General features: G+C 29.2%; 19 protein-coding genes and 1 CRISPR repeat array. All 19 genes read left to right on the forward strand.

What is annotated here, in order from left to right:
• Positions 1-35: 35 nt before the first annotated feature.
• The 19 genes from BV55_RS0108940 (at position 36) to BV55_RS0109035 (ending at position 26,687) form a co-directional block, all read left to right on the forward strand.
• Positions 36-611, forward strand: a complete 576-nt coding sequence (locus BV55_RS0108940) for a LemA family protein (protein WP_029452491.1) — start codon at positions 36-38, stop codon at positions 609-611.
• Between the two features lie 20 nt (positions 612-631).
• Positions 632-1,462, forward strand: coding sequence for a TPM domain-containing protein (locus BV55_RS0108945; RefSeq protein WP_029452492.1), 831 nt, complete (start codon positions 632-634; stop codon positions 1,460-1,462).
• A gap of 347 nt (positions 1,463-1,809) precedes the next feature.
• Positions 1,810-2,721 (forward strand): D-alanine--D-alanine ligase, encoded by a 912-nt coding sequence (locus BV55_RS0108950; protein ID WP_029452493.1) that lies wholly within the window; start codon positions 1,810-1,812, stop codon positions 2,719-2,721.
• A 161-nt stretch (positions 2,722-2,882) separates the two neighbouring features.
• A complete protein-coding gene (locus BV55_RS0108955) occupies positions 2,883-3,860 on the forward strand; it encodes a helix-turn-helix transcriptional regulator (RefSeq protein ID WP_029452494.1) in 978 nt (325 codons plus the stop codon).
• 345 nt (positions 3,861-4,205) lie between these two features.
• Positions 4,206-7,007 (forward strand): type I-D CRISPR-associated protein Cas10d/Csc3, encoded by a 2,802-nt coding sequence (cas10d, locus tag BV55_RS0108960; RefSeq protein WP_029452495.1) that lies wholly within the window; start codon positions 4,206-4,208, stop codon positions 7,005-7,007.
• A gap of 2 nt (positions 7,008-7,009) precedes the next feature.
• Positions 7,010-7,984 (forward strand): type I-D CRISPR-associated protein Cas7/Csc2, encoded by a 975-nt coding sequence (gene cas7d, locus BV55_RS0108965; protein ID WP_051652466.1) that lies wholly within the window; start codon positions 7,010-7,012, stop codon positions 7,982-7,984.
• Positions 7,985-7,986: 2 nt separating this feature from the next.
• Entirely contained in the window at positions 7,987-8,646 is a 660-nt protein-coding gene (cas5d, locus tag BV55_RS0108970; RefSeq protein ID WP_029452497.1) for a type I-D CRISPR-associated protein Cas5/Csc1, read from the forward strand.
• On the forward strand, positions 8,643-11,000 hold the full coding sequence (cas3, locus tag BV55_RS0108975; protein WP_029452498.1) for a type I-D CRISPR-associated helicase Cas3': 2,358 nt from the start codon (positions 8,643-8,645) through the stop codon (positions 10,998-11,000). The genes cas5d and cas3 overlap by 4 nt, the downstream gene beginning before the upstream one ends.
• 268 nt (positions 11,001-11,268) lie before the next feature.
• Entirely contained in the window at positions 11,269-12,030 is a 762-nt protein-coding gene (gene cas6, locus BV55_RS0108980; protein WP_029452499.1) for a CRISPR-associated endoribonuclease Cas6, read from the forward strand.
• Positions 12,009-12,620, forward strand: a complete 612-nt coding sequence (gene cas4, locus BV55_RS0108985; RefSeq protein ID WP_051652467.1) for a CRISPR-associated protein Cas4 — start codon at positions 12,009-12,011, stop codon at positions 12,618-12,620. The genes cas6 and cas4 overlap by 22 nt, the downstream gene beginning before the upstream one ends.
• Positions 12,621-12,647: 27 nt before the next feature.
• A complete protein-coding gene (cas1, locus tag BV55_RS0108990; RefSeq protein WP_051652468.1) occupies positions 12,648-13,652 on the forward strand; it encodes a CRISPR-associated endonuclease Cas1 in 1,005 nt (334 codons plus the stop codon).
• 17 nt (positions 13,653-13,669) lie between these two features.
• Positions 13,670-13,942 (forward strand): CRISPR-associated endonuclease Cas2, encoded by a 273-nt coding sequence (cas2, locus tag BV55_RS0108995; RefSeq protein WP_029452502.1) that lies wholly within the window; start codon positions 13,670-13,672, stop codon positions 13,940-13,942.
• A gap of 165 nt (positions 13,943-14,107) precedes the next feature.
• Positions 14,108-16,997: a CRISPR direct-repeat array (repeat unit 37 nt; unit sequence ATTTCTAAAGACATTAAGCTCCATTGGAGATTGAAAC).
• A 159-nt stretch (positions 16,998-17,156) separates the two neighbouring features.
• A complete protein-coding gene (locus BV55_RS0109005) occupies positions 17,157-19,328 on the forward strand; it encodes a hypothetical protein (protein ID WP_029452504.1) in 2,172 nt (723 codons plus the stop codon).
• A gap of 142 nt (positions 19,329-19,470) precedes the next feature.
• Positions 19,471-20,733, forward strand: coding sequence for a Card1-like endonuclease domain-containing protein (locus BV55_RS0109010; protein ID WP_029452505.1), 1,263 nt, complete (start codon positions 19,471-19,473; stop codon positions 20,731-20,733).
• Positions 20,726-21,679, forward strand: a complete 954-nt coding sequence (locus BV55_RS0109015; RefSeq protein ID WP_029452506.1) for a hypothetical protein — start codon at positions 20,726-20,728, stop codon at positions 21,677-21,679. Before BV55_RS0109010 ends, BV55_RS0109015 begins: the two co-directional genes overlap by 8 nt.
• Before the next feature lie 4 nt (positions 21,680-21,683).
• Positions 21,684-23,150 (forward strand): Cas10/Cmr2 second palm domain-containing protein, encoded by a 1,467-nt coding sequence (locus BV55_RS0109020; RefSeq protein WP_029452507.1) that lies wholly within the window; start codon positions 21,684-21,686, stop codon positions 23,148-23,150.
• Positions 23,151-23,154: 4 nt separating this feature from the next.
• Positions 23,155-23,820 (forward strand): RAMP superfamily CRISPR-associated protein, encoded by a 666-nt coding sequence (locus BV55_RS0109025; RefSeq protein ID WP_029452508.1) that lies wholly within the window; start codon positions 23,155-23,157, stop codon positions 23,818-23,820.
• Positions 23,813-25,399, forward strand: coding sequence for a hypothetical protein (locus tag BV55_RS0109030; RefSeq protein WP_029452509.1), 1,587 nt, complete (start codon positions 23,813-23,815; stop codon positions 25,397-25,399). The genes BV55_RS0109025 and BV55_RS0109030 overlap by 8 nt, the downstream gene beginning before the upstream one ends.
• Positions 25,389-26,687, forward strand: coding sequence for an RAMP superfamily CRISPR-associated protein (locus tag BV55_RS0109035; RefSeq protein ID WP_029452510.1), 1,299 nt, complete (start codon positions 25,389-25,391; stop codon positions 26,685-26,687). The genes BV55_RS0109030 and BV55_RS0109035 overlap by 11 nt, the downstream gene beginning before the upstream one ends.
• Positions 26,688-26,689 lie beyond the last annotated feature (2 nt).

Here is a 26,689-nt window from a genome sequence, read left to right on the forward strand (position 1 = left end):
AACAGGATATTTAAATAATTTCGGAGGTGAATTAGATGAAAAAATCATTGAAAGTGTTATTAACAGTTTTATTGGTTATATTAGTTATAACGATTCCTTTTGTAGGATCTTATAATTCAATGGTTACATCACAGCAAAAAGTAAACACAGCAGAATCTAATATAGATGCTCAACTTCAAAGGAGGTCAGATCTTATACCAAACGTTGTAGAAACCGTAAAAGGTTATGCAGCTCAAGAAAGTGAAATATTCACACAAGTAGCAGAATCTAGATCTAAACTTGCAGGTGCAACTACAACAGAAGAAAAGGCCGCAGCGGATCAAGAATTAACAGGTGCTGTTGGAAGACTTCTTGCAATATCAGAAAGATATCCAGACCTTAAGTCTGATCAAGTTTTTAGAGACCTTACAGTTCAGCTTGAAGGTACAGAAAATAGAATATCAGTTTCAAGACAAAATTTTAATGATGCAGCTAGTGAATATAATACATCAATTAAAAGATTTCCAAGAAATATAGTAGCAGGAATGTTTGGATTTAAAGAAAAACCTTACTTTAAAGCAGATGAAGCAGCAAAAGAAGCACCTAAGGTAGAATTTAACAATAAAAAATAAGGCTTTAAAGGAGAAGAAAGATGAAAAAGTTATTTAAAAAAAATATAGTTCTTTCTTTTATTCTTTTATTATGTCTTGGTATACAGGTAAGTGCAGCAGAAGATTATCCAGAGCCTACAACCTTTAAATATATAAATGATTACTCAAGCTCTATAGATAATGACACTAAAGAGTTTATAATATCTTTAGGGAAAGAGTTAGAAGATAAAACAGGAGCACAACTCGTAGTTGTAACCATAGACAGTTTAAATGGAAAAGATATAAGAGAATATGGCTATGGATTATTTTCTAAATGGGGAGTAGGAGAAAAGTCTAAAGATAATGGTCTTCTTATGATTGTTGCAGTTAAGGATAAAAAGTATGCTGTAGAGGTAGGAAAAGGCCTTGAGGGAGCAATAACAGATGTTGGTTCTGCTAGGATAATGGATGAAGTAGCAAGACCAAGCTTTAAAGAAGGTGACTTTGCTAAAGGAATAAAGGATTCATATGCAATATTTGCTGGGGCAGCAGCCGCAGAATACGATGTTACCTTAGAAAATAATGTTAAAGTACCTTTAGATAAAATAAAGCAGGCTCAAGACAAAAACTCATCTGGCAAAGGAGCATCTTCTGTAGGAAGCATAATAATCTTCTTTATAATTATGATAATATTTGGAAGTCGCGGAGGCCGAAATAATAAAGGAGGTCCTGGAGGCAGAGGTGGCGGAAGGTACAAAAGAGGAATTTTCATTCCACCTTATATGGGATCAGGAGGATATGGAAGCAGTAAGGGCAGTGGCGGCGGAGGCATTAACCTAGGTGGCTTTGGCGGCGGCAGTTCTGGAGGCGGAGGTAGCTCTGGAGGCTGGTAATAGTAAAACTTAAATATTATAAGCATAATTGTAAATAATAAATAAATTTTTTGTTTTTTATTGTTTACTTGTGTAGTTAAGTGATATAATGATAGAGGATTTATACTTTAGTCAACCGTATTAATCTAAAATTAAGCCTCTATAAAGACTTGTATTTATACAAGTCTTTTTTATTGCGGAAACCTTTATTAACTTAAGTGGTTGATTTATTAAGAAATATTTCAAGTGACGTGGTTCTTTTATAAAAGAGGCTTTTCACATATAATTAAACTGATAACAATAAATAAAAATATAATAAATGTGTAATATAAAGTAATCTTAAAAATACAAAAATCTGGAGGTAGGTTATGAATATAGGCGTAATAATGGGGGGCATATCATCAGAAAGAGAAATATCCCTTAAAACAGGTAAAGAAATAGCTATGAATTTAAATTCAGAGAAATATAAAGTAAGCGAAATTATAATAAATAGTACAGAAGAATTAATAGAAAAGGTAAAAAATATAGATTTTGCATTTATAGCACTTCACGGCAAGTTTGGGGAAGATGGAACAATCCAATCGGTATTAAAAACATTGAATATACCTTACTCAGGATGTGATTCATTAAGTAGCGCTATATGTATGGACAAAGATATGACTAAAAAGATATTAAAATATGCAGACATAAGAACTGGAAAGTGGATTAGTTTAAACTCTTTAGAAGAGCTAAATTATGAGCAAATAAATAAATTATCATATCCGGTAGTCATAAAGCCTAATAGCGGTGGATCTAGCGTTGCCACAAATTTAATAAGTGAAGAAAAAGATGTTAAAAATGCTATAGAGGAAGCTTTTAAATATGATACAGAAGTTATGATAGAGGAATATATAAAGGGAGATGAGATTACCTGTTGTATATTAAAGGGTAAGATGTTACCAGTACTTGCTATAAAACCAAAGTCACATTTTTTTGACTATACTTCAAAGTATGAAGATGGTGGAGCAGAAGAGATTATAGTTAATTTAAATGAGAAACTTCATAAAGAAGTAGAAGAGATGGCAATTGCTTGTTGGAAAGAATTAAAATGTAACGTTTATGCTAGAGTAGACATGATAGTAAAGGAAGGTATTCCGTATATATTAGAAATAAATACATTACCTGGAATGACTAAAAACAGCCTATTTCCTAAAAGTGCAGCAGGAGTTAATATGGACTTTAAAATGCTTTTAGAAAATATAATTCAGTATTCCATAGAAGAAAGAAAAAATAAAATATAGTATATAAAAAATAAAGGATTTTCTTAAATTTCAAGAAAATCCTTTATTTTTATATATCCAATATATATTAACTTTTAGAATAAAGGATTTGCCTAATTTTTGAAGAAATTAGAATAGCAGCTATTGCTAAAGAAAAGTAGATTTATATAAAAGGAGTAAAAATGAATAATAAAAATGTGTGCTTAAGAGAAGAAAAAAGAAATGCTATAATCTATATTACATATGAATTATTAAAAGGTAAAAGATTATCAACAAAAGAAATGGCACAACTAGTTGGAAAAGATCAAAGAACTTGTGAACGATATATAAAAGAATTAGAAGAAAGTTATTTACCTATATGGAGAGATGGAACAAAATACTATCTAAATACGGATGATGGATATTTACCTTTTTATTTATCAAGAAAAAAAATAAATCTTCTTTATATTTCTTTAATATCTTTTAGTGCATTTGGAAGGGACTTAAACCTTATTAGTGAGATACTTGAACAAATAGAAGGGCTAGTATCACCAATGGATAAAGACCTATTAGATAGTATAAAAGAAAACCTTATAGTTAAAAGAAGATATGAGATTATAAGTAATCAAAGTTATAGTAGTTATGAAATATTTATGTTATTACTTGAAGCCTTTACTAAAAAACGAAGTGTTAAAATTAAATATAGAACTAAGAAAAAAGATAGCTACAGGATTATAGATGTTTATGGATTCTGTTTAGCAAAAGAAACCTATTATATAAATGCCTATTGTCATAAAAATGATAAAATACTTATGTTTAGAATAGATAGGATTACAGAATGTTCGCTAGAGGATATTTATTATGAAATTTCAGGAGACTTCAATTTAAAGAAATATTATAAATATACTTGGGAAGTGGAAAAATCTAAGGAACCTTTTGATTTTGAAATTTTATTTTGTGGTATATCTGTTAACAATATTAGAGAAAGGAGATGGTGTGAAAATCAGCAAATAATAGAAAAATGTGAAGGAAGTATTATATTTAAAGGAACAACATCCTCAAATATAGAGTTTACAAAGTGGATTTTAAGCTTTGGAAGTGAAGCGAAGATTATTAAACCGCTATGGTTAAAAGAAAAGATAAAAGAAGAATTAAAGAAGGCAATTGAATTATATGATTAAAAAGTTAATAGTTATATACTAATATAGCGACAACATGTGTGTCGCTATATTTATTTATAACACACTTAGATTGTAATTGTTATTTTAGTAAGAGTATAATGTGATTAACAAAAGAAATGTGACATATAATCAAAAATATGGATAGGATACAGGTAAAGAATTTAAGCTATATTAAAAAGATAAGTAAAGATTAAGGGAGAGGGTGGGAATATTAGTAAGGAAAATATAAAAGATATACTTAAATTAAGATTAACTTCTTTAAAAGAAATAAGTGTATTTAATGATTATTATGAAAAGATAGTAAGCCAGAATTTAAAAGAATATAAAAAGATAGTTCAGTATGGAATGAAAAAAAATCAAACATTATATAGTCATATAGTTAGTATGATTGGAATTTTAGATGAAATTCAGAACATTTTACCAATAGATGAAGTTGAACTAAGAGTATTGATGGTGGCAATAACAATACATGATCTTAATAAAATAGAGACAAATGCTGAAAAGTCATATTTAAGTATTATATCTGAACAAAATAACAAAGGTGAATATATCAATATACTTAGAGAATGTGAAATATTAAATATTAAAGAATTCTTGCCAGAATATAAGGAATACATTGAAGATATTAGAGCTATAATAGCGGAGCATTCAGCGCATATGAGCTCTTTTACAGAAAGCTTAATTTTCAATCCTGAAAGATATAAACTAGGTAAGGAAAAGATGGAAATTTTAATTTCTATAATTAGAGCATTAGATGTACTAGATTTATCAAAAACTATGGATGAAGAGGAAAAAAAGAGACAATTTTTAAATAACATTAATAATGCAACAAAGTATAAAGGTAAGCAGTATAAAATAGTTCATCATATTATAACGGAAGACAGGGGGATACTTACTAACATATGCCACAATACTATAGCAACATTTTTGAAAGAAAAAGGATTCATCCCAATTGCTTATTACAAGGAAGGAGTAATTTACTTAGTTGAAGACAAGGAAATCGTTTTCTCAGAAAAAGATAGAGAAAGACTCATTGAAAGATGCAGCGACTCAATTAAAGGTAAGATTTTCAAGGACTTTAAAATATATATTAAAAATGTTCAATCAGGTATAAAAGTAGATAAAAAGTGTTTAGGAATTGCGTCACTAGAAGATATAGTTTATGAAATTAAAAACAGGTGTGAGAAGTCAAAGATACCTGATATTAACAAAAAAGATAATGGCATACAAGTTGTTATAGATAAATATATAGGAATTTATTCTAGTGAAGGATTAGAAGATATTCAGGAACTTGTAGAAAATTTAAAAATAAAAATTACTACAGAAAAAGACAAGAAGGCTTTAAGTAATCTGAATAAATTATTAAAGAAAAACACATTGCTTCTAAAAGAGCAAAGGGTTAGTAAATACATTTTAGAAAGAAAAGAAAACGAAACTTATTTTATCGATAACAATGAAGACAAGCTTAGATTTTCAGAATTTATAAGGTCCTTTTATACTTTTATAAATATGCATGTGGTAGTTAAAGATACTACACTTACTTGGAATAAGGTATATGACTTCTTTGATATTAATGAAATAGATAGGGACTACTTAGATGTATTTGAAGGACTATATATAAGACCCTACGTTTTAGGGCAGATGATATACGATGACTATAAGATGAAGGATGAAGAATTAACAAATAAAATAATAAGTTATTTGGAAGATAATATATCAAGAGAAGAAGATGAAATCGAAGAAAGTATGTGGAAGGATTTAAAAGATTATCTTAATAAAAATATAATTATATCATTTTATAATAACAATGTATTCAAAAAACAAAATATATTAAGTAGTTATGGAGATAAGAAGAGTAGCAAATGCTGTTTATGTAGTAGTGAATATGAGACAAGCAGTTGGATGGCAATGGATGTACCTTACAAGCTAAAGATACAGAACTTTTCTAATAAGATTAATGCAGGGGTAAGTGAACCTAAAAGAAATGTATGTTCCATATGTAATATAGAATATTTACTTCATAAAGTTACCTATACATCTAATATGGAGGTAAGCAGGAGATATTTAAGCATACTTCCTAGGGGGTTTAATACTAGGGCGTATATTAGGGCATTTAGGGAAAGTATTAGTGAATTCAAAAATAAAGATATAAGTGCACTATATTTCAATGAATATAGAACATTTATACAGCAAGCAAATAAAAATGTTCAAGATATAGAGCCCCTTTTTACAAAAGCAAAAGTAAATGGTATAGCGATACCTAATTATTCAGAGACTTTAACAAACTATTTTATTTTACCTATACATTTAGTTAAAAAAGATAATGAAACATCAAAATGGATTTCTGCATTATTATATGCCCTAACTTTCAACATATATTTTGACTCTAAGGTAGTTATAAGTGAATTCCCTGTACCTATATTAAATCAAGATGAGATGGAGGAAATATATGTTGGTGATGTTCCGGTAGTATTTAAGAATATATTTGAAAAGAGTTGGACTAAAGAAGAGTGTGTAAGCACAACAAAGTTATTTGTAAACTTATTTACAATGGCTAAGACAATGGGTGAAACATCGGATATAGTTTATGACTCATTAAAAGCTTTAGCTAAGGGAAAAACAAATTTTATATATTGTATTTATAAGATATTAAAGAAAAAAGAAAAAGATATTAATTTAAAGATTAAAGAAATCAATATCTTTATAGATGAAGTTTTAAGTTATGTTAAGGAGGGTGAGGAAATAGTGTCAAGCATTAAGGAATTAGCTATATTTGCTAATGAAAACTATATAAGAGGAAGTATAAATGGTGGATTCATAAAGGATAATGCTATAAATAAACCGATTAATATTATAATGGATATATTATGCAGGTGGAATAAGAATCTATATACAAAGGAAGATATAACGGCTTTATGTAAAAGGGAAATACAAAAGTATTTTGAAAGAGTAGATCCTTACTATGGCAAGAAAAAGATTGAAGCAGTAGAAAATTATGTTGATTTGTTTATGGAGAAGATTCTAGATGAGGCATTAGATGGTAGGATATATAACCTTGAAAATGAGAAGAAAAATATATTATCTACTTATAGTTACTATTATAGATTAGCTATGACAAAATCAAATAAAAATGGGAGTGAAAAATAATTATGAAAAGAGAAGATATAATTAAGGGTAAAGAAAATAACTTTATGGAGAAATATACACATTTCCCAAAAGGAAAATATATTACAGTAGCCGTATTAAGAGAAGCACAATCAGAGTGTATTTTTAGAACAGAAGGTTCTGGAGAAGGGTTAAATAAAGAAAGAGCCTCTCTTGGTATAGAAAATGACACAAAGGATTTTAGAGCAATTATAAGTAAAAGAAAGCAATGTGCAGTGGAGAGAAGAACAGGGAGAGAGTATTTAAGACTTAATGATTTATTATTTGTTACTAAAGATAAAAGTGTATGTGCCTTAAACAAAAATACTCCTTGTGGTAAATGTTTAGATTGTATGACTTACGGATATGCAGTAGGTGATGGTGGTGCACAAAAATCAAGAATGATATATGATAATTCTTATTCTATACTACCCTTTAATATGGTAACAGGTGTTAAGACATTTAATGCACTTTATGACAATGGAACAATGAGAGATGAAGATGGGAAAGCTTCATCATCAATAAATGAAGACGAATATATAAAGCCTGGAACCGTATTTATGGACATGATAACCTTTAAGGATGTAACTTTTATTGAATTCATATATGGTATATCTAATATACTTAGAAGTAAGAGATATGGGGCTATATCTAGTAGAATAGGCAAGATGAATAATACAATATTGAAGGTGGCCTTTTCAGATTGTGAGCTTTTCTCAAATCTTGAATTAACTCAAAGTGTGTATGATAAGTTAGTGGATGCTTCTAAAATAGAGTTTCCTCTTGAAAAAGGTAAGGTTGAAGAGTATGCAAAAGCGTCATTTGAAGACTTGGAAAAAGGGATATTTGGAAATATAAAAGATCTTAATCGCGAAGAGCTAAATGACTTATTAGAATATATAAAAAGTGTGTATCAAGAAGGTGGAGAGGAAAAAGCAGCAGATTTATTTGAAGAACAATCAAAGCAGTATGGTGAATAGAAATGCAGATTTATAAATATACGTTAGAATTTATGGAAGAAGTATTCTTTTCAAGTCAAGAGATAGACACTCTTTTTTCTACCAAACCTTTTATTGGTAACTATGCACTTAGTTATGCTATGGGTTGGTGTAGATCTAAATATAATCAAAACTATATTAGTTACGAAGAAGATTTTAAGGTAGTTAATGATAATGGATTATATATTACACCAGCTTATATAAAAGAGCCTAAATACAATATATCCACATTCAATGCTTTGTCAGATAAATACTATCATAAGATGGAAAGAGCTTTAGTTAATTATCCTCAGGTAGGTAAGATTAAGGTGTTGTCTTCAAGCAACAAAGCAGAGGGATTAATATTTTCAAAGTGGGAATTAAAGAAAGTTAGTTATATTCGTCTTGGAAAGTTTCTTGGTAAAGTTAAAGTTAGCTATGAAAGATGCGATTTTGATATTGAAAAGTCAGATAAAAAATGCTATGGATTAATTAACACTGTAGATTTAAGTGAGGATTTTAAAATTAAGGGATTTGAACTTATAAATATGCAACCAGTTTCTTTGTTTAAAAATTTAAGAGGTGAAGGTAAGATGTACAAGATAAAAACTAAGGAAGGTGAGATCTTTTATCCTTGTGAAGTAAAACTTGGAGGTAATATATGAAGCATTATACTGTAAAAGGTGAATCTTTGAAAAAGGATCCCTTTTCTCCTTATTTATATCATCAAACAAGAACACTTTTTGAACTAAATAAAAATTCAGTTGTATTTAACACTTATCCCACAGGTGCTGGAAAAACCATATCATCTTTATTATATTTAAAGGAAAATATGAATATAGATACATTATTTATTGCGCCTACAAATGAACTTTTAAGACAGCATTCAGAAGATATAAAGGACTTTGTTAAAAAGTGTGATTTACCTCATATAGTAGTGAAAATTGATGCAAGTGTTATAGGAAAGATAAGAGGGAATCACAGAAAAGGCGCTACATTATATGAAGTACTAAGTAACCCATTACAATTTAGGAGAGAACTTTGTATAGATGAAGTAGAGTATGAAGGTAAAAGGCCTATAATCGTAGTAGTAAATCCAGATATCTTTTATTATTGTTTTTATTCATTATATGGTAACAGTGATAAGGGAAATTTAATGAATATCATAATAAAAAAGTTTAATTATATAGTTATTGATGAATTTCACTATTATAATGCAAAACAATTAACTAACTTCTTATTTTTTATGATTATATCTAAAGAGTTTAATTATTTTGAATATGGAAGAAAGATATGCATATTGACAGCTACTCCAGATGAACTAGTGGAAGAGTATTTAAAATTAGGTGGTATCGAATATAAGGTAATATCTAATGAGAATGAGGAGTTAGAAAGCGAAAATTATGAAAGCTTAAAGACCCTTTCTGAACTAGATTTATATGTTACAAATGCAAGCATAGAAGAGGTTCTTTGTGAAAAGTATAAAAATAATGAATTAGAAAATGACTGTTTAGTTATAAGTCAGTCAATATATAGAGTGAATAAACTAAAAGAACAACTTTTAAAAGATGGATTTAATAAGGAAAACATCGGTGTTATTACAGGTGCTATAAAGTCCGAAGAAAGAAAGAGATCTGTAAAGAAACCACTCATATTGGCAACCCCAACAGTTGATATAGGGTATAATTTTAAAAAGGAACATAAAGAAGGACAAAATATTGATGAGGTAATAACAGAAGCTAATACCTGTGATCAGGCACTACAAAGATTAGGTAGAGCTGGGAGGATACTAGGGAAAAGCATCCAAGATGAGAGAAGTAAGGTTATATTATGTGTTACCGATGGGGTATATGAAGCTTTTAAAGAGGAAACAAGAGAAATATCAAGACTTGAACTTAAAAGTATTATAAAAGAAGCTATGCCAGAAAGAAATATAATGAAAAGGTACATAAAGAGTAATGGAATATTAGAACTATGTTTCCCAATTAGTGAAATGTATAGAAAGATGGCTCAGCAAAATAAGTTTATTATAGAAGAATTATTTAATATGGTTATATCGGTATTTGCACCAAAGAGTAAGCAGAACTTTAAATGGCTATTATCAAGGATAAATAAGTATAAAAAACAATGTATCTTTATTGATAAGTATACAAGTTCAAGTGAAAAAGAAGAAGTAGTACAAAATATCGACAATAATCTCTTCATTGACTTTTATAAAAGTTACTCAAAAGAGGAAGACGAAGAGGATGAAGAAATTATAGATGACTCAATGCTTGATGATTTTTCAGAAGAGGACATAAAGATTTTAAAATTAGATGTGAAAGAGGAAATGATTCATTATATAAATTCAGAGATAGCTAAAACAAAGTCATTACTTAACTTTAGAGGTTCAGATATAAATGCGCCAGCTCTAATTTTTGATAAATACTATAAGTTTGGACAGGAATATCAAATATTTGTATATGATGTATTTCATTTGATAAGATATTATGATATTGAATGGTGTGAAAGTAAAAAGGATTTTGAAAAGGCCGCAAAAGTAGAACTTAGTGATTATGAGCAAGAAATAAATGGAGTAGATAATATAGATGTTTTTATAATAGTTAATGGAATTCGAGAAAATGCTATAGAAATTACTTGGGAATATGGGTTTTATGGTACACAGAGTAGATTTGAAGAAAAGTATATAAATAAGGTTGAAGCTATAAATAACCTAACCTTAGTGGGATATGAGTATACAAGTATAGGAAGAGAAAGAATAGCTTTGCCAGAAAAGATAACTAAAGCATTCAAAGAAAGTTATATACCCATATACACAATTTCAAAGGAGCCAAAAGAAGAATATAGCATCAGAAAAAAGATAAAAAACCAACCTATATTCCTTCAAAAGTTAAAAGTCCAATTTTCTGATAGCGAAAGCGATTATCTTGTGATAATTGGAACTAATAGTATTATTGTTGATAGTGAGATGGTGAAAATAAGGAATAATAGTATAAAAGAAGAGAGTTTTATATATTAGAAAGCTATAAATAAAGCCATATATAACGTTATATCAAGTGATTCTTAGACTCAGGTGGAGTTTGCTTATAAGGAATACATCTCTCCATCTGAGTCTTAGAAGAACTTATCCAGGGGCGTAGCAGCCGTCATCCCCTACCTTGAAGAGGATAGGGTGTTACGGAAGGTAGCCATCGGATAAAACAATAGAGAACAAAAAAATCATGGGGTGCACAAGATTATTTATGAGATTACTCATAAGGCATGTTCATGTGATAGTTGGAGGGTATATGTTAAATTATTATACTATACATTTTAGAAATAGAGATAGAATTGAAAATACTATGGACACAGCAAGAATATGGCACGGAATATTTTTTAAGATATTAAAGGACTACGATAAGGATATTTCAACAAGGTACCATGACCAGTTAAGTAAGCAATCTTTTTCTATATCACCGATATTTAGTGAAGATGGAGTCAATAAAGGGCATTTTAGTGAAAATTCTTTGTTAAAAGTAAATATAGCATTATTTACTGATGAAATTAATAAAGGGCTTTTTGAATTTATTAAAAAAAATAAAAGCTTTAATTATGGAGAAACTGAGCTTTTAATAGAGAAAATACATTTTAAGGTTATAGATGAAGAGACCCTAGACACATGTAGAATTAAAAGAGGAACAATGAATTTTATAAGTCCAACAACATTTAGAATAAACCCTGTAAATTCACCGCTTCCAAATCCAAAAAGGATATTTAAAAGTTTAAGTAAGACTTATTGCGAGATTTTTGGAAAAGAGCTTTTGGATGATGAGATTATTGAACAACTTGAAAAGTATGTAGTTATAGAGGGACTTAACATTAATACAGAAGTAGCAAGATATAAGAAGTTTGATATAACAGGATTTAAAGGGCAGATAACTTTAAACTTGAAGTTTCCAGATGAAGAAGTTCAAAGAAACCTAGAAAAGTTATTTGCATTAGCTTCTTATGTAGGCATAGGGTATAAAACAGGAATGGGGATGGGACAATGTATAGTGTTGAAGAAATAGATAAGGATTCTTTTTATATAGAAGCTAGTGCTGTTAATACTTATCTTTATTGTCCTAGACGTTGTTATTATGAATATATTCAAAATGAATTTGAAAGTAATGTTCATACTATTCTTGGTGATCAAGTTCATGAAAATGTGGATGAGTTTGGGGAAGAGGACAGGCGGGGTAAGATTATATATAAGGCTGTTAAGCTTATATCAGATAAGTACGGCGTAGTGCTTAAAGTTGATACAGTTGAAGAAGATGGTGATGAAATCTACCCAGTAGAATACAAAAAGGGTAAAAAGGGCCTATGGAAAAATGATAAATATCAAATGGCATTGCAAGCTATGTTATTAGAAGAAAAACTTAATAGACCTGTAAATAAAGGGTATGTTTATTATGTTGGTTCAAAAGAGAGGGTAGAGTTTGAAATAAGTAATAAACTTAAACAAGAGATAATTGAGACCGTTGAAGAAATAAGAAATCTATATAAGTCCATGAAAATACCTGAGGGCGTGGATGACAATAGGTGTAGGTATTGTAGTATAAACCACATATGTCTGCCAAGAGAACGAAGTATAATTAAAGCTATGAAAAGGCGATAAGTATTTATATAGTAGTAGGAGATGATTATGAAATTGAGTACACTTTATGTAACAGAGCAATATACTATGTTGAGAAAGGAAGATGAAAGATTAAAGTTATATAAAGGCAAAGAACTTTTAATTGATATACCGATATTTAAGATAAAGCAGGTTGTTATTTTTGGAGAAGTGACAGTTACAGCTTCAACTATAAGGCTATTTGCCGAAAATAAAATAACTTTATGTTACTTAACAGAGTGGGGAAAGTTTATAGGACGTATGGAGGGGGAAGTTTCAAAAAACGTTATTGTAAGATTGAAACAATATGAGAATCACATGGATATTGATAATGGATCAGTAAATTTTGCTAAAAGGTTTATATCAGGAAAGATTAAAAATAGTAGAACTATACTTATGAAAAGTAACCGTGTTGAAGAAAAGAGTCAAGGGTTTAAAGAGGCTATAGATGAGCTAAGCAGACTTGAAAAACGTCTTGAAGATCAAGATAATGTGGATTCTATAAGAGGAATAGAAGGAAGAGCAGCAGCAACTTACTTTTCTGCTTTTCCTGAAATGATAAAAGGTGATTTTACTTTTGAAAATCGTAACAAAAGGCCTCCAAAGGACCCTATAAATGCTATGTTGAGTTTTGGATATGTATTACTTGCAAATGAAATTTCTTCAGCCGTTTCAAGTGTAGGACTTGATCCTAATATAGGATATCTCCATAGATTAAGATATGGAAGACCATCTTTAGCGCTTGATTTGATGGAAGAATTTAGAGCTTTGTTTATAGATAGATTGGTAATTAGTATAGTAAATAATAAAATACTTAAACCAGATGATTTTGAAACTGTTTTAGGGGAAGTAAAAATGACTAAAAAAGCTATCAAAAAGTTTCTTCAGGCATATGAAGGTAAAAAGTATGATGAAATATATCATCCTTTATTTAAATATAAAACTACATACCAACAGTGCTTTCATATGCAAGCGAGATTATTTAGTAAGGCTTTGATGGAAGAAATTGAATATATACCATTTTTAATTAGATAAAAGGAAGTGAATATGGTATGATATATTTAGTTAGTTATGATATAGTTGATGATAAAAAAAGATATAGACTTCATAAAATGCTAAAAAATTTTGGGTCTAGAAACCAATATAGTGTTTTTGAATGTGATTTAGATGGTAAAAAGTATGTTGAACTTGAATATAATATTAGAAAGATAAAGATTGAAAAAGGGGATAGTATTATGGTATATCCTATATGTTCCTCTTGTGAATCTAAAATTATAAGAAAAGGTTCATTTGTTCCACTGGATGTTACAAATATGATTTATTAAATCGCAAGCCTATGTGTATTGAAAAACACGGTACCTTGGCGATACTTGCAAATAGCCACTTTAGCAGGGATTACTGTAGTATTCACAAAAAAAATATTGAAGAAATAGTACCCCTGCGAAAAGAGGCCTGTAAGACCAGTGATTTCAAGGCCTAAATCGCGAGCGATTTCTAAAGACATTAAGCTCCATTGGAGATTGAAACCCCTCCTTTCTAATTTCTTTCTTTAAGTATAAACCATTTCTAAAGACATTAAGCTCCATTGGAGATTGAAACCGCATATATGTACAATCCTTTTATTGTACATATAAACATTTCTAAAGACATTAAGCTCCATTGGAGATTGAAACCCTGTATCTCCTTTAGCGCCTTGCTCTCCTTTTGCTCATTTCTAAAGACATTAAGCTCCATTGGAGATTGAAACCGATAAACGTAGATATTAAGAGTATATACTATATTAAATTTCTAAAGACATTAAGCTCCATTGGAGATTGAAACTTTAAATAATCCTCAATCCATTCATACTCATTAAAGATTTCTAAAGACATTAAGCTCCATTGGAGATTGAAACTTGAACACCTGTTCACATGGTCAATTTAGGCTTATAAGATTTCTAAAGACATTAAGCTCCATTGGAGATTGAAACCTCCTTTTTGTTCCCTCCTTCTAATTACTTTCTTTATTTCTAAAGACATTAAGCTCCATTGGAGATTGAAACTTGCTTGACCGATACTCTACAACTCTTATATTAAACATTTCTAAAGACATTAAGCTCCATTGGAGATTGAAACTGGTATGAACTAATAATAACAAATAAATTTGCTTTATATTTCTAAAGACATTAAGCTCCATTGGAGATTGAAACGAATATATATGAATAAATTAAAAGGAGGTCGGTTATAATTTCTAAAGACATTAAGCTCCATTGGAGATTGAAACGACTGAAGGTTGACAAGTAGTTGTTAAGCTTTATACTATTTCTAAAGACATTAAGCTCCATTGGAGATTGAAACCTAACATATCTAATTTATATTCAACGTCTAACTGCATTTCTAAAGACATTAAGCTCCATTGGAGATTGAAACCCGCTCAAATATCAATTTTAAGCATATCTTTAATTATTTCTAAAGACATTAAGCTCCATTGGAGATTGAAACACTATAGATCAATTTTGAGTATTAAAACAATATAAATTTCTAAAGACATTAAGCTCCATTGGAGATTGAAACTCCTTTATATAAGTCATATGTCTTAAAATTATCAACATTTCTAAAGACATTAAGCTCCATTGGAGATTGAAACTTCTACTTGTCCACCCTCTGGACACCAACTTTTTATATTTCTAAAGACATTAAGCTCCATTGGAGATTGAAACTTTGCCTAATATAGCTTTATTAAATGCTACAACTTATTTCTAAAGACATTAAGCTCCATTGGAGATTGAAACGCCCAAAAAATAGAAGGTGTCATATAAGGATTAGGCATATTTCTAAAGACATTAAGCTCCATTGGAGATTGAAACTTAAAATGTAACACTTCTTTTTCGTTTAGTACGTATATTTCTAAAGACATTAAGCTCCATTGGAGATTGAAACTTTTATAACCTTTTGAACTCCGCTTTCAGTATCTATTTCTAAAGACATTAAGCTCCATTGGAGATTGAAACATTGTCCATTAGTATATGCACTCTCTTGTGACACCTATATTTCTAAAGACATTAAGCTCCATTGGAGATTGAAACTTCTTTATTTTCATTGATAATTATTATTTGTGTTCATTTCTAAAGACATTAAGCTCCATTGGAGATTGAAACTTAATAAAAACTTGAACTTTCAAGTGGTATTAATTTATTTCTAAAGACATTAAGCTCCATTGGAGATTGAAACCAAAGTCCATTTAAGACTATATAAAGTGTTTAAACCATTTCTAAAGACATTAAGCTCCATTGGAGATTGAAACTTTTTGCCAATTCTATGAGTGCCATTTCAAGTTCGGATTTCTAAAGACATTAAGCTCCATTGGAGATTGAAACGATTATTTCACCAAAATTATACCGGCAACAACAGTATTTCTAAAGACATTAAGCTCCATTGGAGATTGAAACTAATCATTTTATATTCACCCCTTAGCAATATCTTTGATTTCTAAAGACATTAAGCTCCATTGGAGATTGAAACCCTATATTCAAGTTCGGATACCCATTTTCATCATCCGATTTCTAAAGACATTAAGCTCCATTGGAGATTGAAACATTATATATAACTTAAATATAATAAAAGGTGGTTGATTATTTCTAAAGACATTAAGCTCCATTGGAGATTGAAACTTCTACTGGAAAAGTGAAAGCACTATAAGCTACTTAATTTCTAAAGACATTAAGCTCCATTGGAGATTGAAACTAATTTTATCCAGTATTGTAGGAATATTATCGCCAATTTCTAAAGACATTAAGCTCCATTGGAGATTGAAACCGTATCGTTCCCATGGTATTTCTACTTCTTGGTTTTCATTTCTAAAGACATTAAGCTCCATTGGAGATTGAAACACATAAAGCCATTACGAAAAAATAGAAAGGAAATAAAATTTCTAAAGACATTAAGCTCCATTGGAGATTGAAACTATAACCTTTTATTAAGTCATGAAGCCTATCATCATTATTTCTAAAGACATTAAGCTCCATTGGAGATTGAAACAAGTGTATTAAGGGTAGGAGGATTTCTCACCCTCCATTTCTAAAGACATTAAGCTCCATTGGAGATTGAAACAGATTCCTTAAAGTTGGCTCTAGCAATTCCTTTCACATTTCTAAAGACATTAAGCTCCATTGGAGATTGAAACACCTAAATAGCCGCTTAGAAAGCTACCACGTGCCTCATTTCTAAAGACATTAAGCTCCATTGGAGATTGAAACACAATTACCAATTGTAAATATTATAACATTATCCCCCATTTCTAAAGATATTAAGCTCCATTGGAGATTGAAACTGAGAAGGTGCAATTATCAAAATTGCACCCTTCCTATTTCTAAAGACATTAAGCTCCATTGGAGATTGAAACAACAATTTCACTTTATGTGTGTGTTTGTTTTTATAATTTTGATGTAGGGTAGAATTAATATTTTACATAGATAAATAAAGATAATTACTAATGTACTGGTTTATATTAAAGAACTATGTGTTAATATATATGATAATAAGAATAGAGGGGATGGTTAGTATGGTTACTATTTGTATTGATGAAAGTGGAAACTTTGAAAAAAAAGAGTATTTAAAAAAGTTTATTGGTGGAGTCGTATATGTAGGGGAAGACTGTGAGGATGAGGAAAAAAGATTAGATGGCTTTTTTAAAAAGCAGTGTGAACTATTTTCACTAGATTATCCAAGGGGGATACATACAACTGAAATGAATTCTAATAAAACGAATTCCGAAGGTAAATCAATAAAGGAAAAGATTATTGAAAATCTTAAGATTTACTTAAGAGAAAATGGAAAGTATCATTTTACTTGTCTTATAAAGAGTAGGACAAAGAGAAAGGACTATGTGAATGTATCAAATATAGTGGATGATGATAACGCTTCCAACCTATATGAACATATGGTACGTAACTTGATATTTAATTTAGTATTTTATACGTCAGATGTCTATAATGATAGTGAGGTAAATCTTAATATAGCTACTCGATCTATTCCTATAAAATCATACCAGAAGGAAGAAATAGAAAAATATACAGCATTAGGTTATTCTAAAAAATCAATTAATAATGGAGAAAGATATATTTTCTATTTAACAGATATTAAAACTTTTAAGGCAGCTATCGGAACTAAAATGATGGAACGAAGGATAGCAAAGCCTATTAATTTTAATATGAATGTAAAATCTATAGATTATAACAATAGCGTTGATACTATGCCCTATTTGTATTTAGCAGATTTTGCCTGTGATATTATAAGAGATATGTTAGATAACAATGAGTTAGATTTTGGCGTAAAGGTTGCGGGAGAAGAACTGAACAATATTACAGGAAGGGAATTTTTATTATGGGCATATGACGATATAGATACAATTTCTAGTAGATTGGTTTCAAAGTTTGGGAAACGAGATGTTATGGGTGCTTTAAATGAAATTTATAATATCAATGAAAGTTGTTCTACTTTTAAAGAATATTATTTAAAACATTGGAGTAACCCTATAGAAAAAAGGCTTAGTGAAATTTTTGATAAGAATAAAATGAATATATATATAAGTGAATTAAGTTATTTATTATCTAAAGATATGGTTCAATATAAGAAAGGTTTATTTATAGCATTAAAGCTTTGGGAGGTTATTCAAATATTTAATGAAGGTGGAAAGGATGATAAAGCTAAAGTAGAAAAGGTGTATATATATAGGTTAGCAGATTTAATTGGAAGAGGATATAACCATTTAGGAAACAGTGAAGGATCAAAGAAATATTTTGATATATGTATAGAAAACAAAGATGAAGTAGATATTGAAGAATATTTAACAACAATTAATAGGATTGTTGAAATTGATGCAAATGAATTTAATTTTGATGTGGCTATTGAAAAATTAAAACCAAGTCTTCTAGGGCTTGATTTATGGAAAGATACAAAAAAAGAAGTAGCAGAATTAATGGGACTAGAGAAACAAAGGGCGTCCTGCTTAATTATAAGAGGTAAGGCTCTTAGTTCTATAGCACAATTTTATGCTTTTAATAGAAATAAAGAAGAGTCACTAAAACACTTCGAAGAGGCTTTAGTTGAATTTGAAAATAATAAGGGTCAAAGATTAATTACTATTTCCTATATGTTACATCTAGCATTAGACATGGAAGATATTAATTTGTATAAAAAATATGAAGTGGAGTACTTTGGTACAAAGGATTTAAAACAACAGTTTAAAAATATCATTAAACTAAATAATGAAAATAATCCTAATGATTATATGTTATTTGTTTATATAAAAGCACTTAATATATTCTATTCTGATAAAATTGAGCAAAGATTTATTGAAAGAATCCAAACTATTAACTATGAGGAATATGGGTTTAAAACCAATGAACATCCATGGGAATTAATATTTAAGCATTTAGCAATCCTTCAATATAAAAATGGAAATATAAATAGAGGGAATAAACTAGTTAAAAAAGCACAAGAGGCTATAGCCCATGGGGAAATAACTATAAAACTTATTAATCTTTGTACTTCTTTAGATGCTTTTGAATATACGAAGGATATTAAGGGTCAAAAGAAGATATTAGAGCAAGTAGAGAAGCTTTGTAGAACTAATAAAGTGGTGCAGGAACAATTTAAAGATATACTAGAAGAGAAAGACCAATATATAAGAGGGAAAAATATTTTGAGCAAATTTACATTTATGTATGCATAATAATTATAATACATGTTAGAAAATAGAGGAATTAGGATTACTATGTAGAAAACTTTAGATACAATATATTACCATACACAATAGTTATGTATGGTAATATATTATATACTATGAAATGCGGGATAAATGTAGGAGGAGTATCATGGAACTTAGTAAGGTAGATTTCTTATTTCTTTTAATCGGAACTAACCCATTGCCTAATTTGATTTCTGCTTTTACAAGCATTAAAAGCGGGACAACCATATATCTTTGTTATACAAGAGATAATAATGGACTATCAGATACTGAAAGCATAGCAAAAGAACTTAAGAGATTATTAGAGGAAAAACAAGAAAAGTCAAATAAAATTAAAGACCTTAATATTATACCTGTGGTTATTAATAAAAGTAATATTAATGAAGTTAAAGTAGAATTTCGTAACCACTTAGAAAATATTCAAAGTAATGTAGGAAATAAAAACGTTATTGAATTAAATTATACTGGAGGCACTAAGGTTATGTCTGCAGGTGCCTATCATGCATTTAAAGAATTTGCAAAGCTAGATAACAAATGTGAAAATTTTAAATTTGTTACAAGCTATATTGACGGAGAAAAAGAAGAAATATGTTATGAAGTTATTGAAAAAGAAAAGGAAAAGTACTGGATTGAAAACCTATCAAAAATTGATAGTATATTCGAAATTAAAATAGATGATATTATAAGTCTTCATGAAAAACATATAGAAAATAGCTATAAAGTTGTGCCGTTTGATGCTGAACTTGGAGAAAAGATATTTAATTTATTTATAGGTTGTGATAATGAAGAGTATTTAAGGTACATTAAATGGCTTGAAAAAATCTACTTTGAATTCGATAAAAAGAGAAATAAAATAGATTGGAATGTGCTTAACTATTATGATAAAAATAATATTAATATTATGGATGGATTAAAGGAAAAGGTGAGTAGTTCTTCAAATAAGGATATGAAATTATATAAGAAGATATTAAAAGGAACCTGGCTTGAGGAATATTGTTTTAAAATACTATTAGAGTTAAGAGAAGAAGGATACGTTGACAATGTTGTAAATTCTGTTAACGGTGAAGAAAAGGATGAATTTGAAATTGATCTTATTGCTTATAGAAATTATAAACTTTTTTGTATATCTTTATCATCTGTTGATGATAAAGAACAAGAGCTTGCGAAACATAAGCTTTTTGAAATTAAAGAAAGGGCAAGGCAACTTGGAGGGTCAGATGCAGGAGTCTGTTTAATTACACTAAATAGAGATTCAAAGATTCTAGAAGAAGAGATAAAAAATGTATGGGATAGGGATGTAAATAGGAATGTACTTATTATAGGTGTGGATAAATTTGAAAATATAAAGGAAGAAATGAAAGAGTGGATTAGGAGGAGAGCTGATGAATAAAGTTAAGGGTGACTATTTAATACTTTTAGTAGGAACAAACCCTATTCCAAATTATATAGCAGCCTTTGGCTTATCAAAGAAAAATAGTAAAGTTTATCTAGTTCATTCACGCAATACAAAAGACTACATAGGTACGGAAATGATTGCTAAAAGCATTGAAAAACTTATTAAAAGAAAAAGACCGGATATTGATGTAATTTTATGTGGCTGTGATAAAAGTTATGGGAAAGATATAAGGGCCGTACTTAAGAAGGTTATAGACGGAATAAATATCAAAGCAAAAGAAAACGGTTTCTTATATGGGAATCAAGTTATACATCTTAATTATACTGGTGGAACAAAGGCTATGGCAGCTTTAACTTATAGTTACATTAAAGAATGTGAAAATAATGATTCAGGTAAGTTCAGGTATTTGTACAGTTATTTAGATAATGAGATTGAAAAACTTCTTTATGAAGAAAATAATGAAACTAAAAATATTGAGTTAAAATTTTTTTTAAAAGAATGTAATCCTATTATATTGGAAATTTGTGAACTACATGGATATGAGGTATCTAGATATCAGGATAAAATCATGGTTGATGATGTGGAGATATTATGTAATATAGTCATAAAAAAATTACAAACAGAAAACATAAAATATCATTTTGAATATATTTTTAGATATGGATTTAAGTTTTGTTGTGTTAGGAAAGTTAATTCAATAAAAGTTAATTCAACAGAAAATGCAAAATGTAAAATGGAACTATTTAAGTTAAAGGACAATGCAAGCAAGGTTTGTGGAGAGTATACAAGTTTATGCATAATATCAAATATTGAAGATAAAGAAACATTAAAAAATGAGGTTGATGATTTTTATAAAACCAAAGTATCAAATAATATATTGGTAATAAATGAAGAAGAGGATATTTTTAAAACTATTATAGAATGGATTAAATGGAGGTAATAAAATGGATTATGTATTAATCTGTGAAATATCTAAAAAACAAAGTTATGTTTTTAAAAGTAATAAGCTTGCAGAAAATATTGGAGCATCATCAATAGTAAAGTATATTACAGAAGATCTGTCAAATGAATATGCCAAAAGATATAATGGAAATCCTATATATGAAGGTGGGGGAAAAAGCCTATATTTATTTACAGACAAAAATATCGCAAATAAATTCACGGCGGATCTATCAAGAAAGGTAATTGAGGAATATCCAGGAGTGGAGCTTTTCATAACTGGAGCTGAATTTGATAAAAAGATTCATGATATAGCTCAGGTAATCGATAAGGCCTATAAGAATCTTGCTGTTAAGAAATCTGAAAGAAAAACAAACTCAAGAATTTTAAGTTTTGGTATAAATAAACGCTGCGCTTCAACTAATATGCCTGCTATAGAATATATAGATAAGAATCAGAAAAAAGGTTTAATATCTAGCGAAACTAGAGTTAAACTTAAATATAGGGAATGCTTTAAGGATTTAGAAGTTAATGGATTCCTGTTTCCTAAAGCCAGTGATGATCTTGGAGGGAACTTAAGCAAAAAGAACTATACAGCAGTAGTGCATATAGATGGAAATAAGATGGGGCAAAGGATGGATAATTTTAAGAATCAGAATAAATTAAATTCAGATGAAAATGTTGAAATCTATAATGAGCAATATATAATTAAACTTAAAAGGTTTAGCAAAAGTATAAAAGATGCTTATTTGAATTCATTTAAAATCATGTGTGAAAAGGTTATAAACGATATTTCCAATTTAAAAGAAGTACTAAATCTTAAAGAAAATATTATTCCGATTAGACCTCTTATAATATCCGGTGACGATGTATGTTTTGTTTGTGATGGAAGAATAGGAATCGATTGTAGTAAAATTTTTATTGAAGCTTTGCAGAAACAACCCTTTGAAGGCGAGAGCTTGAAAGCTTGTGCTGGAATTGCTATTGTTAAATCACATTATCCGTTCTCAAAGGCTTATGAGCTTGCAGAGCAGCTTTGTTCTAATGCAAAAAGTACAATTGGTAGTAAGGATGCGAGTTTAATTGATTGGCATATAGAACAGGGTGATATTTCAGGAAGTATTTCTGAAATAAGGGAAAAACATTATAAATGTTACGATGGTAACACTTTAAATATGAGACCCATATTCATTCAAAGTGAAGATTCTTGGATGAATTATAAAAACTTTGTACAGGCTATGGAATCTGTTACAAATAAGGATATAGCACGAAGTAAAGTAAAAGAGCTTCGAGAAAAATTAAAAGAGGGCAAAGGTCCAGTTAAGGTTTTTGTAGAGTCAAATAAACTTGGAAACATTATTGATAAGCTTAAGGATACAAATGGGGAATTCGGATTTAGTACGGATGGAGTATGTATGTTTTATGATGCTATAGAGGCTATAGACCTATACATACAAATAAAGGAGGCATAGTGTTGTGGAAAAGATATATATATCTATTGAACTTTGTTCTGAAACTATTTTCGGAAGTGGAGAATCTGTGCCAGGTTATGTAGATAGTGAAGTGCTACATGATGATAATGGATTACCATATCTAAAAGGCAAGACTTTTAAAGGTAAATTAAGAGAAGAAGCGGAGAATATAGTCTTCTATATAAAAAGTAGTAACAAGGTTTTAGGAAAAAAGAGTGAAGAGGGGGTTATTTCACTTTTTGGAAGAGAAGGTGTTGAAAATCCTAATGCACTTAGATTTAGTGATTGCACTATGGGAAGTGAAATAATTGATAGTATAAGATTTGGTATATCAAAAGGAATGTTTAATAACAATGAAGTATTAAACTCTATGACATCTGTTAGAAGCTTTACAAGTATAGACGATGATGGGATAGCTAGAAATGGATCGTTAAGACAAGTTAGAGTTGTAAATAAAGGGTTTATTTTAAAATGTGACTTAAATGTATCAAGAAAATTAGAAGAAGAAGAAATTGAATTATTATGTGCAGCTGTAAGTAGTTTAAGGCACCTTGGAACAATGGAAAGCAGAGGAAAAGGAGAAGTAATATGCCTTTTATTTGTGAATGGTGAAAATGTAACAAGACAATATTTAAAGTCTTTTGAAAAGAAGGTGAAATTAAATGGTTAAGTATATAACCTATTCGATTAATACAATTGAAGATGTGAAGATGGGTAGCGAAGGAAGTCAAAAAGATACTGAGTATGCATTAAGTTATTTGGCAGGGTCAACTTTAAGGGGAGCATATATAGGGAAATATATTAGGGAAAATAAAATAAGCGAAGATATAAGTATTAATACGGAACTTCGAAATAAGCTTTTAAAAAATATGAAGTTCTTAAATGCTTATCCAGAGATATCAGGAAAAAGAGCGTTACCGTTTCCCTGTTGTTTTTATGCAAATAAAGATGATATAAAAAGTTTTAATTCATCTTTTACCAGAATACCACTTATAAATGAAATGGAAGAGGAAGTTATAGAAGAGTACAAGCGATTTACAGGTAGTGAATTTTGTTTATTTAAAGATGAAATAATGCAAGGTATTAATGTGGATAAAGTATTTAATCTTCATGTTAATACAAGAAGAGATAGTGAAAACTTATTTAGGTATGAAGCAATTGTGAAAGGTCAGACATTTAAAGGAATTATACAGATGAGCAATATATTAAATGATGAAATAGACCAATGTGTAAAAATGTTAGATAATAGTATATTCTATCTTGGCGGTTCTAAGGGAAGTGGTTATGGGAAATGCATTATAAAAGATGTAAAGGTTCACTCTAAAAATCCAGAAATTATAAATAGTATTAACGAAGAGGATTTCGATGGAGAGTTAATTATATATGCAGCTTCAGATATAATATCTAGGGATAAATTTGGACGATATATAAACTATATAGAAGAAGATTACTTAAAAGATATACTTCAACTTGAAACAGTAAAACTTCAGAGAACATCGGTGCAAAAACAAATAATATCTGGATATAATAATAAGTGGAGATGTAGATTGCCACAAATTGAAGGAATAAAAGCAGGGAGTATATTTAAATATCAATATACAGGAGATTTGAAATTATCTAATATTTCTAGATTAGAAGAACATTCTATAGGTGAGCGAGTGGAAGAAGGATATGGGAGAGTTATAATATTAGATGAACTTAGGTGTAATAAAACATCTAAATATAGCAAAAATAAAGAAAGTATCAAACATGTTAAATTAGATGAGCAAGACGAAAAGCAGCTTCAACTAATTTTAGATAATATATTTAAAAATTCACTAGAATATAAAATAGATGAGAATATACTAACATTTAGTCAAAAATTTACTGACAAACTTGGAAGGTCACAAAAGGGTAAATTGATTGAAAACACAATAAATGCAAGGAATTTTGGTTCTAAGAAAGGTAAAGAGTATTTTTTGAATTATTTCAATCATATCGAAACTAAACAAAATAACAAGAATGTTCTTAGACAATTTGAAGATAGCAAGGTAGGAAATAAAAGTCTATTAGAGTACTTAAAGTGTTTTATTAATAAGTCAGAGGATGTAGATGAGTTCAAAACAAAATATGTGAGCAATAAGGAAATAGATATTTTTGGAATTAAGCCTATAATAAATAATGAATATGTGTTTAATTATAATATGCAATATTTAGAAAAATTATTTACTTTCATTTTGAGAAAGGAGGTAAAATATAATGGCAACTAAAGGCAGTCAATATATAACAAAAATCATCGTTGAAGTAGAAAACAGTAGTCCTCTTCACGTGGGTGGCAATGATGAAGGCATTTTAATTGATAAAGATAGCTCACTACCTGTTATATCTGCAACAGGTATAGCAGGAGCATTTAGATCATATCTAAGTAAAAGTGGTTATAATGAAATTATAATTAATAGATGTTTTGGAAGTAGTAATGAAGATAGAAGTAAAGGGTGTAGTAGTATTTTTATATATGATGCTATAGGAGATAAAACTAATATAGAAATGCGACCAGGTCTTAAAATTGATGGAAATACGGGGACAAGTATCAAAAAATGTAAATTTGAAAGAGAGTACTTAGGCAGTGGTCAAAGATTTAAGATTAAGGTAGAAGTATTTTCTAAAGATTGTAATGAAAAGGAAGAATTTAAAAGTGTAATTTATGAATGCTTTAAAGCCTTGGGTAATAAACAGATACAATTTGGAGCATATAAGACTACAGGTGCAGGAGAATTTGATTTAATTAAGGCAGAAGAATATGAATATAACATGCACGATTATAAGGAAATGTTTAGATATCTTGAAAGGAATGAACAGAGTAAAGATATCACAAAGATGCTAAAGGAAAAAAGCAATTTTGATAACTTTATTAAATTCGAATTAAAGGGTAAAACAGATGGGGTACTGCTTACTAAAGGTAATAATAGTAACGATGACGAAAAGGCAGACTCTATTAGTATAATGAATAGCAGTGGCGAGTATATCATTCCTGGACCTGGAATAAAAGGAGCATTAAAATCTCAATGCAAAAAGATTGCCACATATTTAAATAAGGATGAAAATTTAATTGAATTAGCATTTGGAAATGATAAAAGTGATGTAGAAGGTAGAAAATCAGGACAAGTTTATACTTCTGATACTGTAATAAGTAATGCAAGAGATAAAAATAATTATCCTAGAATAAAAATTGATAAGTTTACAAGCGGAACTATAACTGGTGCTAAATTTACGGACAAACCAGTACAAGGAGATGTTGTGATAAAGGTTAAATATAACCTTAAGGAAACATCAAAGGAAAGTAATGCAATTGCAGGACTTATCACTTTAGCATTAAGAGATATTGGACTTGGTGGTGTATCACTTGGAAGTGGAAACAATATTGGTAGAGGAAGATTGATATGCGATGTTATGAATGTTTCCTATAAAGATAAAAGATCACAGATACAATTTAAAAATAAAAGTGTTATTAATGAAGAATATATAAACTTGTTAGTAAAATCAATTATAAACTACTAAGG

Origin of the sequence: Clostridium algidicarnis (assembly GCF_000703125.1) — a bacterium.
Taxonomy (GTDB): domain Bacteria; phylum Bacillota; class Clostridia; order Clostridiales; family Clostridiaceae; genus Clostridium_L; species Clostridium_L algidicarnis.

Excerpts from the sequence above, each read along its gene's own strand:
- BV55_RS0108940 (WP_029452491.1), top strand. The coding sequence starts at position 36 with ATGAAAAAATCATTGAAAGTGTTATTAACAGTTTTATTGGTTATATTA.
- BV55_RS0108945 (WP_029452492.1), top strand. The coding sequence starts at position 632 with ATGAAAAAGTTATTTAAAAAAAATATAGTTCTTTCTTTTATTCTTTTA.
- BV55_RS0108950 (WP_029452493.1), top strand. The coding sequence starts at position 1,810 with ATGAATATAGGCGTAATAATGGGGGGCATATCATCAGAAAGAGAAATA.
- BV55_RS0108955 (WP_029452494.1), top strand. The coding sequence starts at position 2,883 with ATGAATAATAAAAATGTGTGCTTAAGAGAAGAAAAAAGAAATGCTATA.
- cas10d (WP_029452495.1), top strand. The coding sequence starts at position 4,206 with ATGAAAAAAAATCAAACATTATATAGTCATATAGTTAGTATGATTGGA.
- cas7d (WP_051652466.1), top strand. The coding sequence starts at position 7,010 with ATGAAAAGAGAAGATATAATTAAGGGTAAAGAAAATAACTTTATGGAG.
- cas5d (WP_029452497.1), top strand. The coding sequence starts at position 7,987 with ATGCAGATTTATAAATATACGTTAGAATTTATGGAAGAAGTATTCTTT.
- cas3 (WP_029452498.1), top strand. The coding sequence starts at position 8,643 with ATGAAGCATTATACTGTAAAAGGTGAATCTTTGAAAAAGGATCCCTTT.
- cas6 (WP_029452499.1), top strand. The coding sequence starts at position 11,269 with ATGTTAAATTATTATACTATACATTTTAGAAATAGAGATAGAATTGAA.
- cas4 (WP_051652467.1), top strand. The coding sequence starts at position 12,009 with ATGTATAGTGTTGAAGAAATAGATAAGGATTCTTTTTATATAGAAGCT.
- cas1 (WP_051652468.1), top strand. The coding sequence starts at position 12,648 with ATGAAATTGAGTACACTTTATGTAACAGAGCAATATACTATGTTGAGA.
- cas2 (WP_029452502.1), top strand. The coding sequence starts at position 13,670 with ATGATATATTTAGTTAGTTATGATATAGTTGATGATAAAAAAAGATAT.
- BV55_RS0109005 (WP_029452504.1), top strand. The coding sequence starts at position 17,157 with ATGGTTACTATTTGTATTGATGAAAGTGGAAACTTTGAAAAAAAAGAG.
- BV55_RS0109010 (WP_029452505.1), top strand. The coding sequence starts at position 19,471 with ATGGAACTTAGTAAGGTAGATTTCTTATTTCTTTTAATCGGAACTAAC.
- BV55_RS0109015 (WP_029452506.1), top strand. The coding sequence starts at position 20,726 with ATGAATAAAGTTAAGGGTGACTATTTAATACTTTTAGTAGGAACAAAC.
- BV55_RS0109020 (WP_029452507.1), top strand. The coding sequence starts at position 21,684 with ATGGATTATGTATTAATCTGTGAAATATCTAAAAAACAAAGTTATGTT.
- BV55_RS0109030 (WP_029452509.1), top strand. The coding sequence starts at position 23,813 with ATGGTTAAGTATATAACCTATTCGATTAATACAATTGAAGATGTGAAG.
- BV55_RS0109035 (WP_029452510.1), top strand. The coding sequence starts at position 25,389 with ATGGCAACTAAAGGCAGTCAATATATAACAAAAATCATCGTTGAAGTA.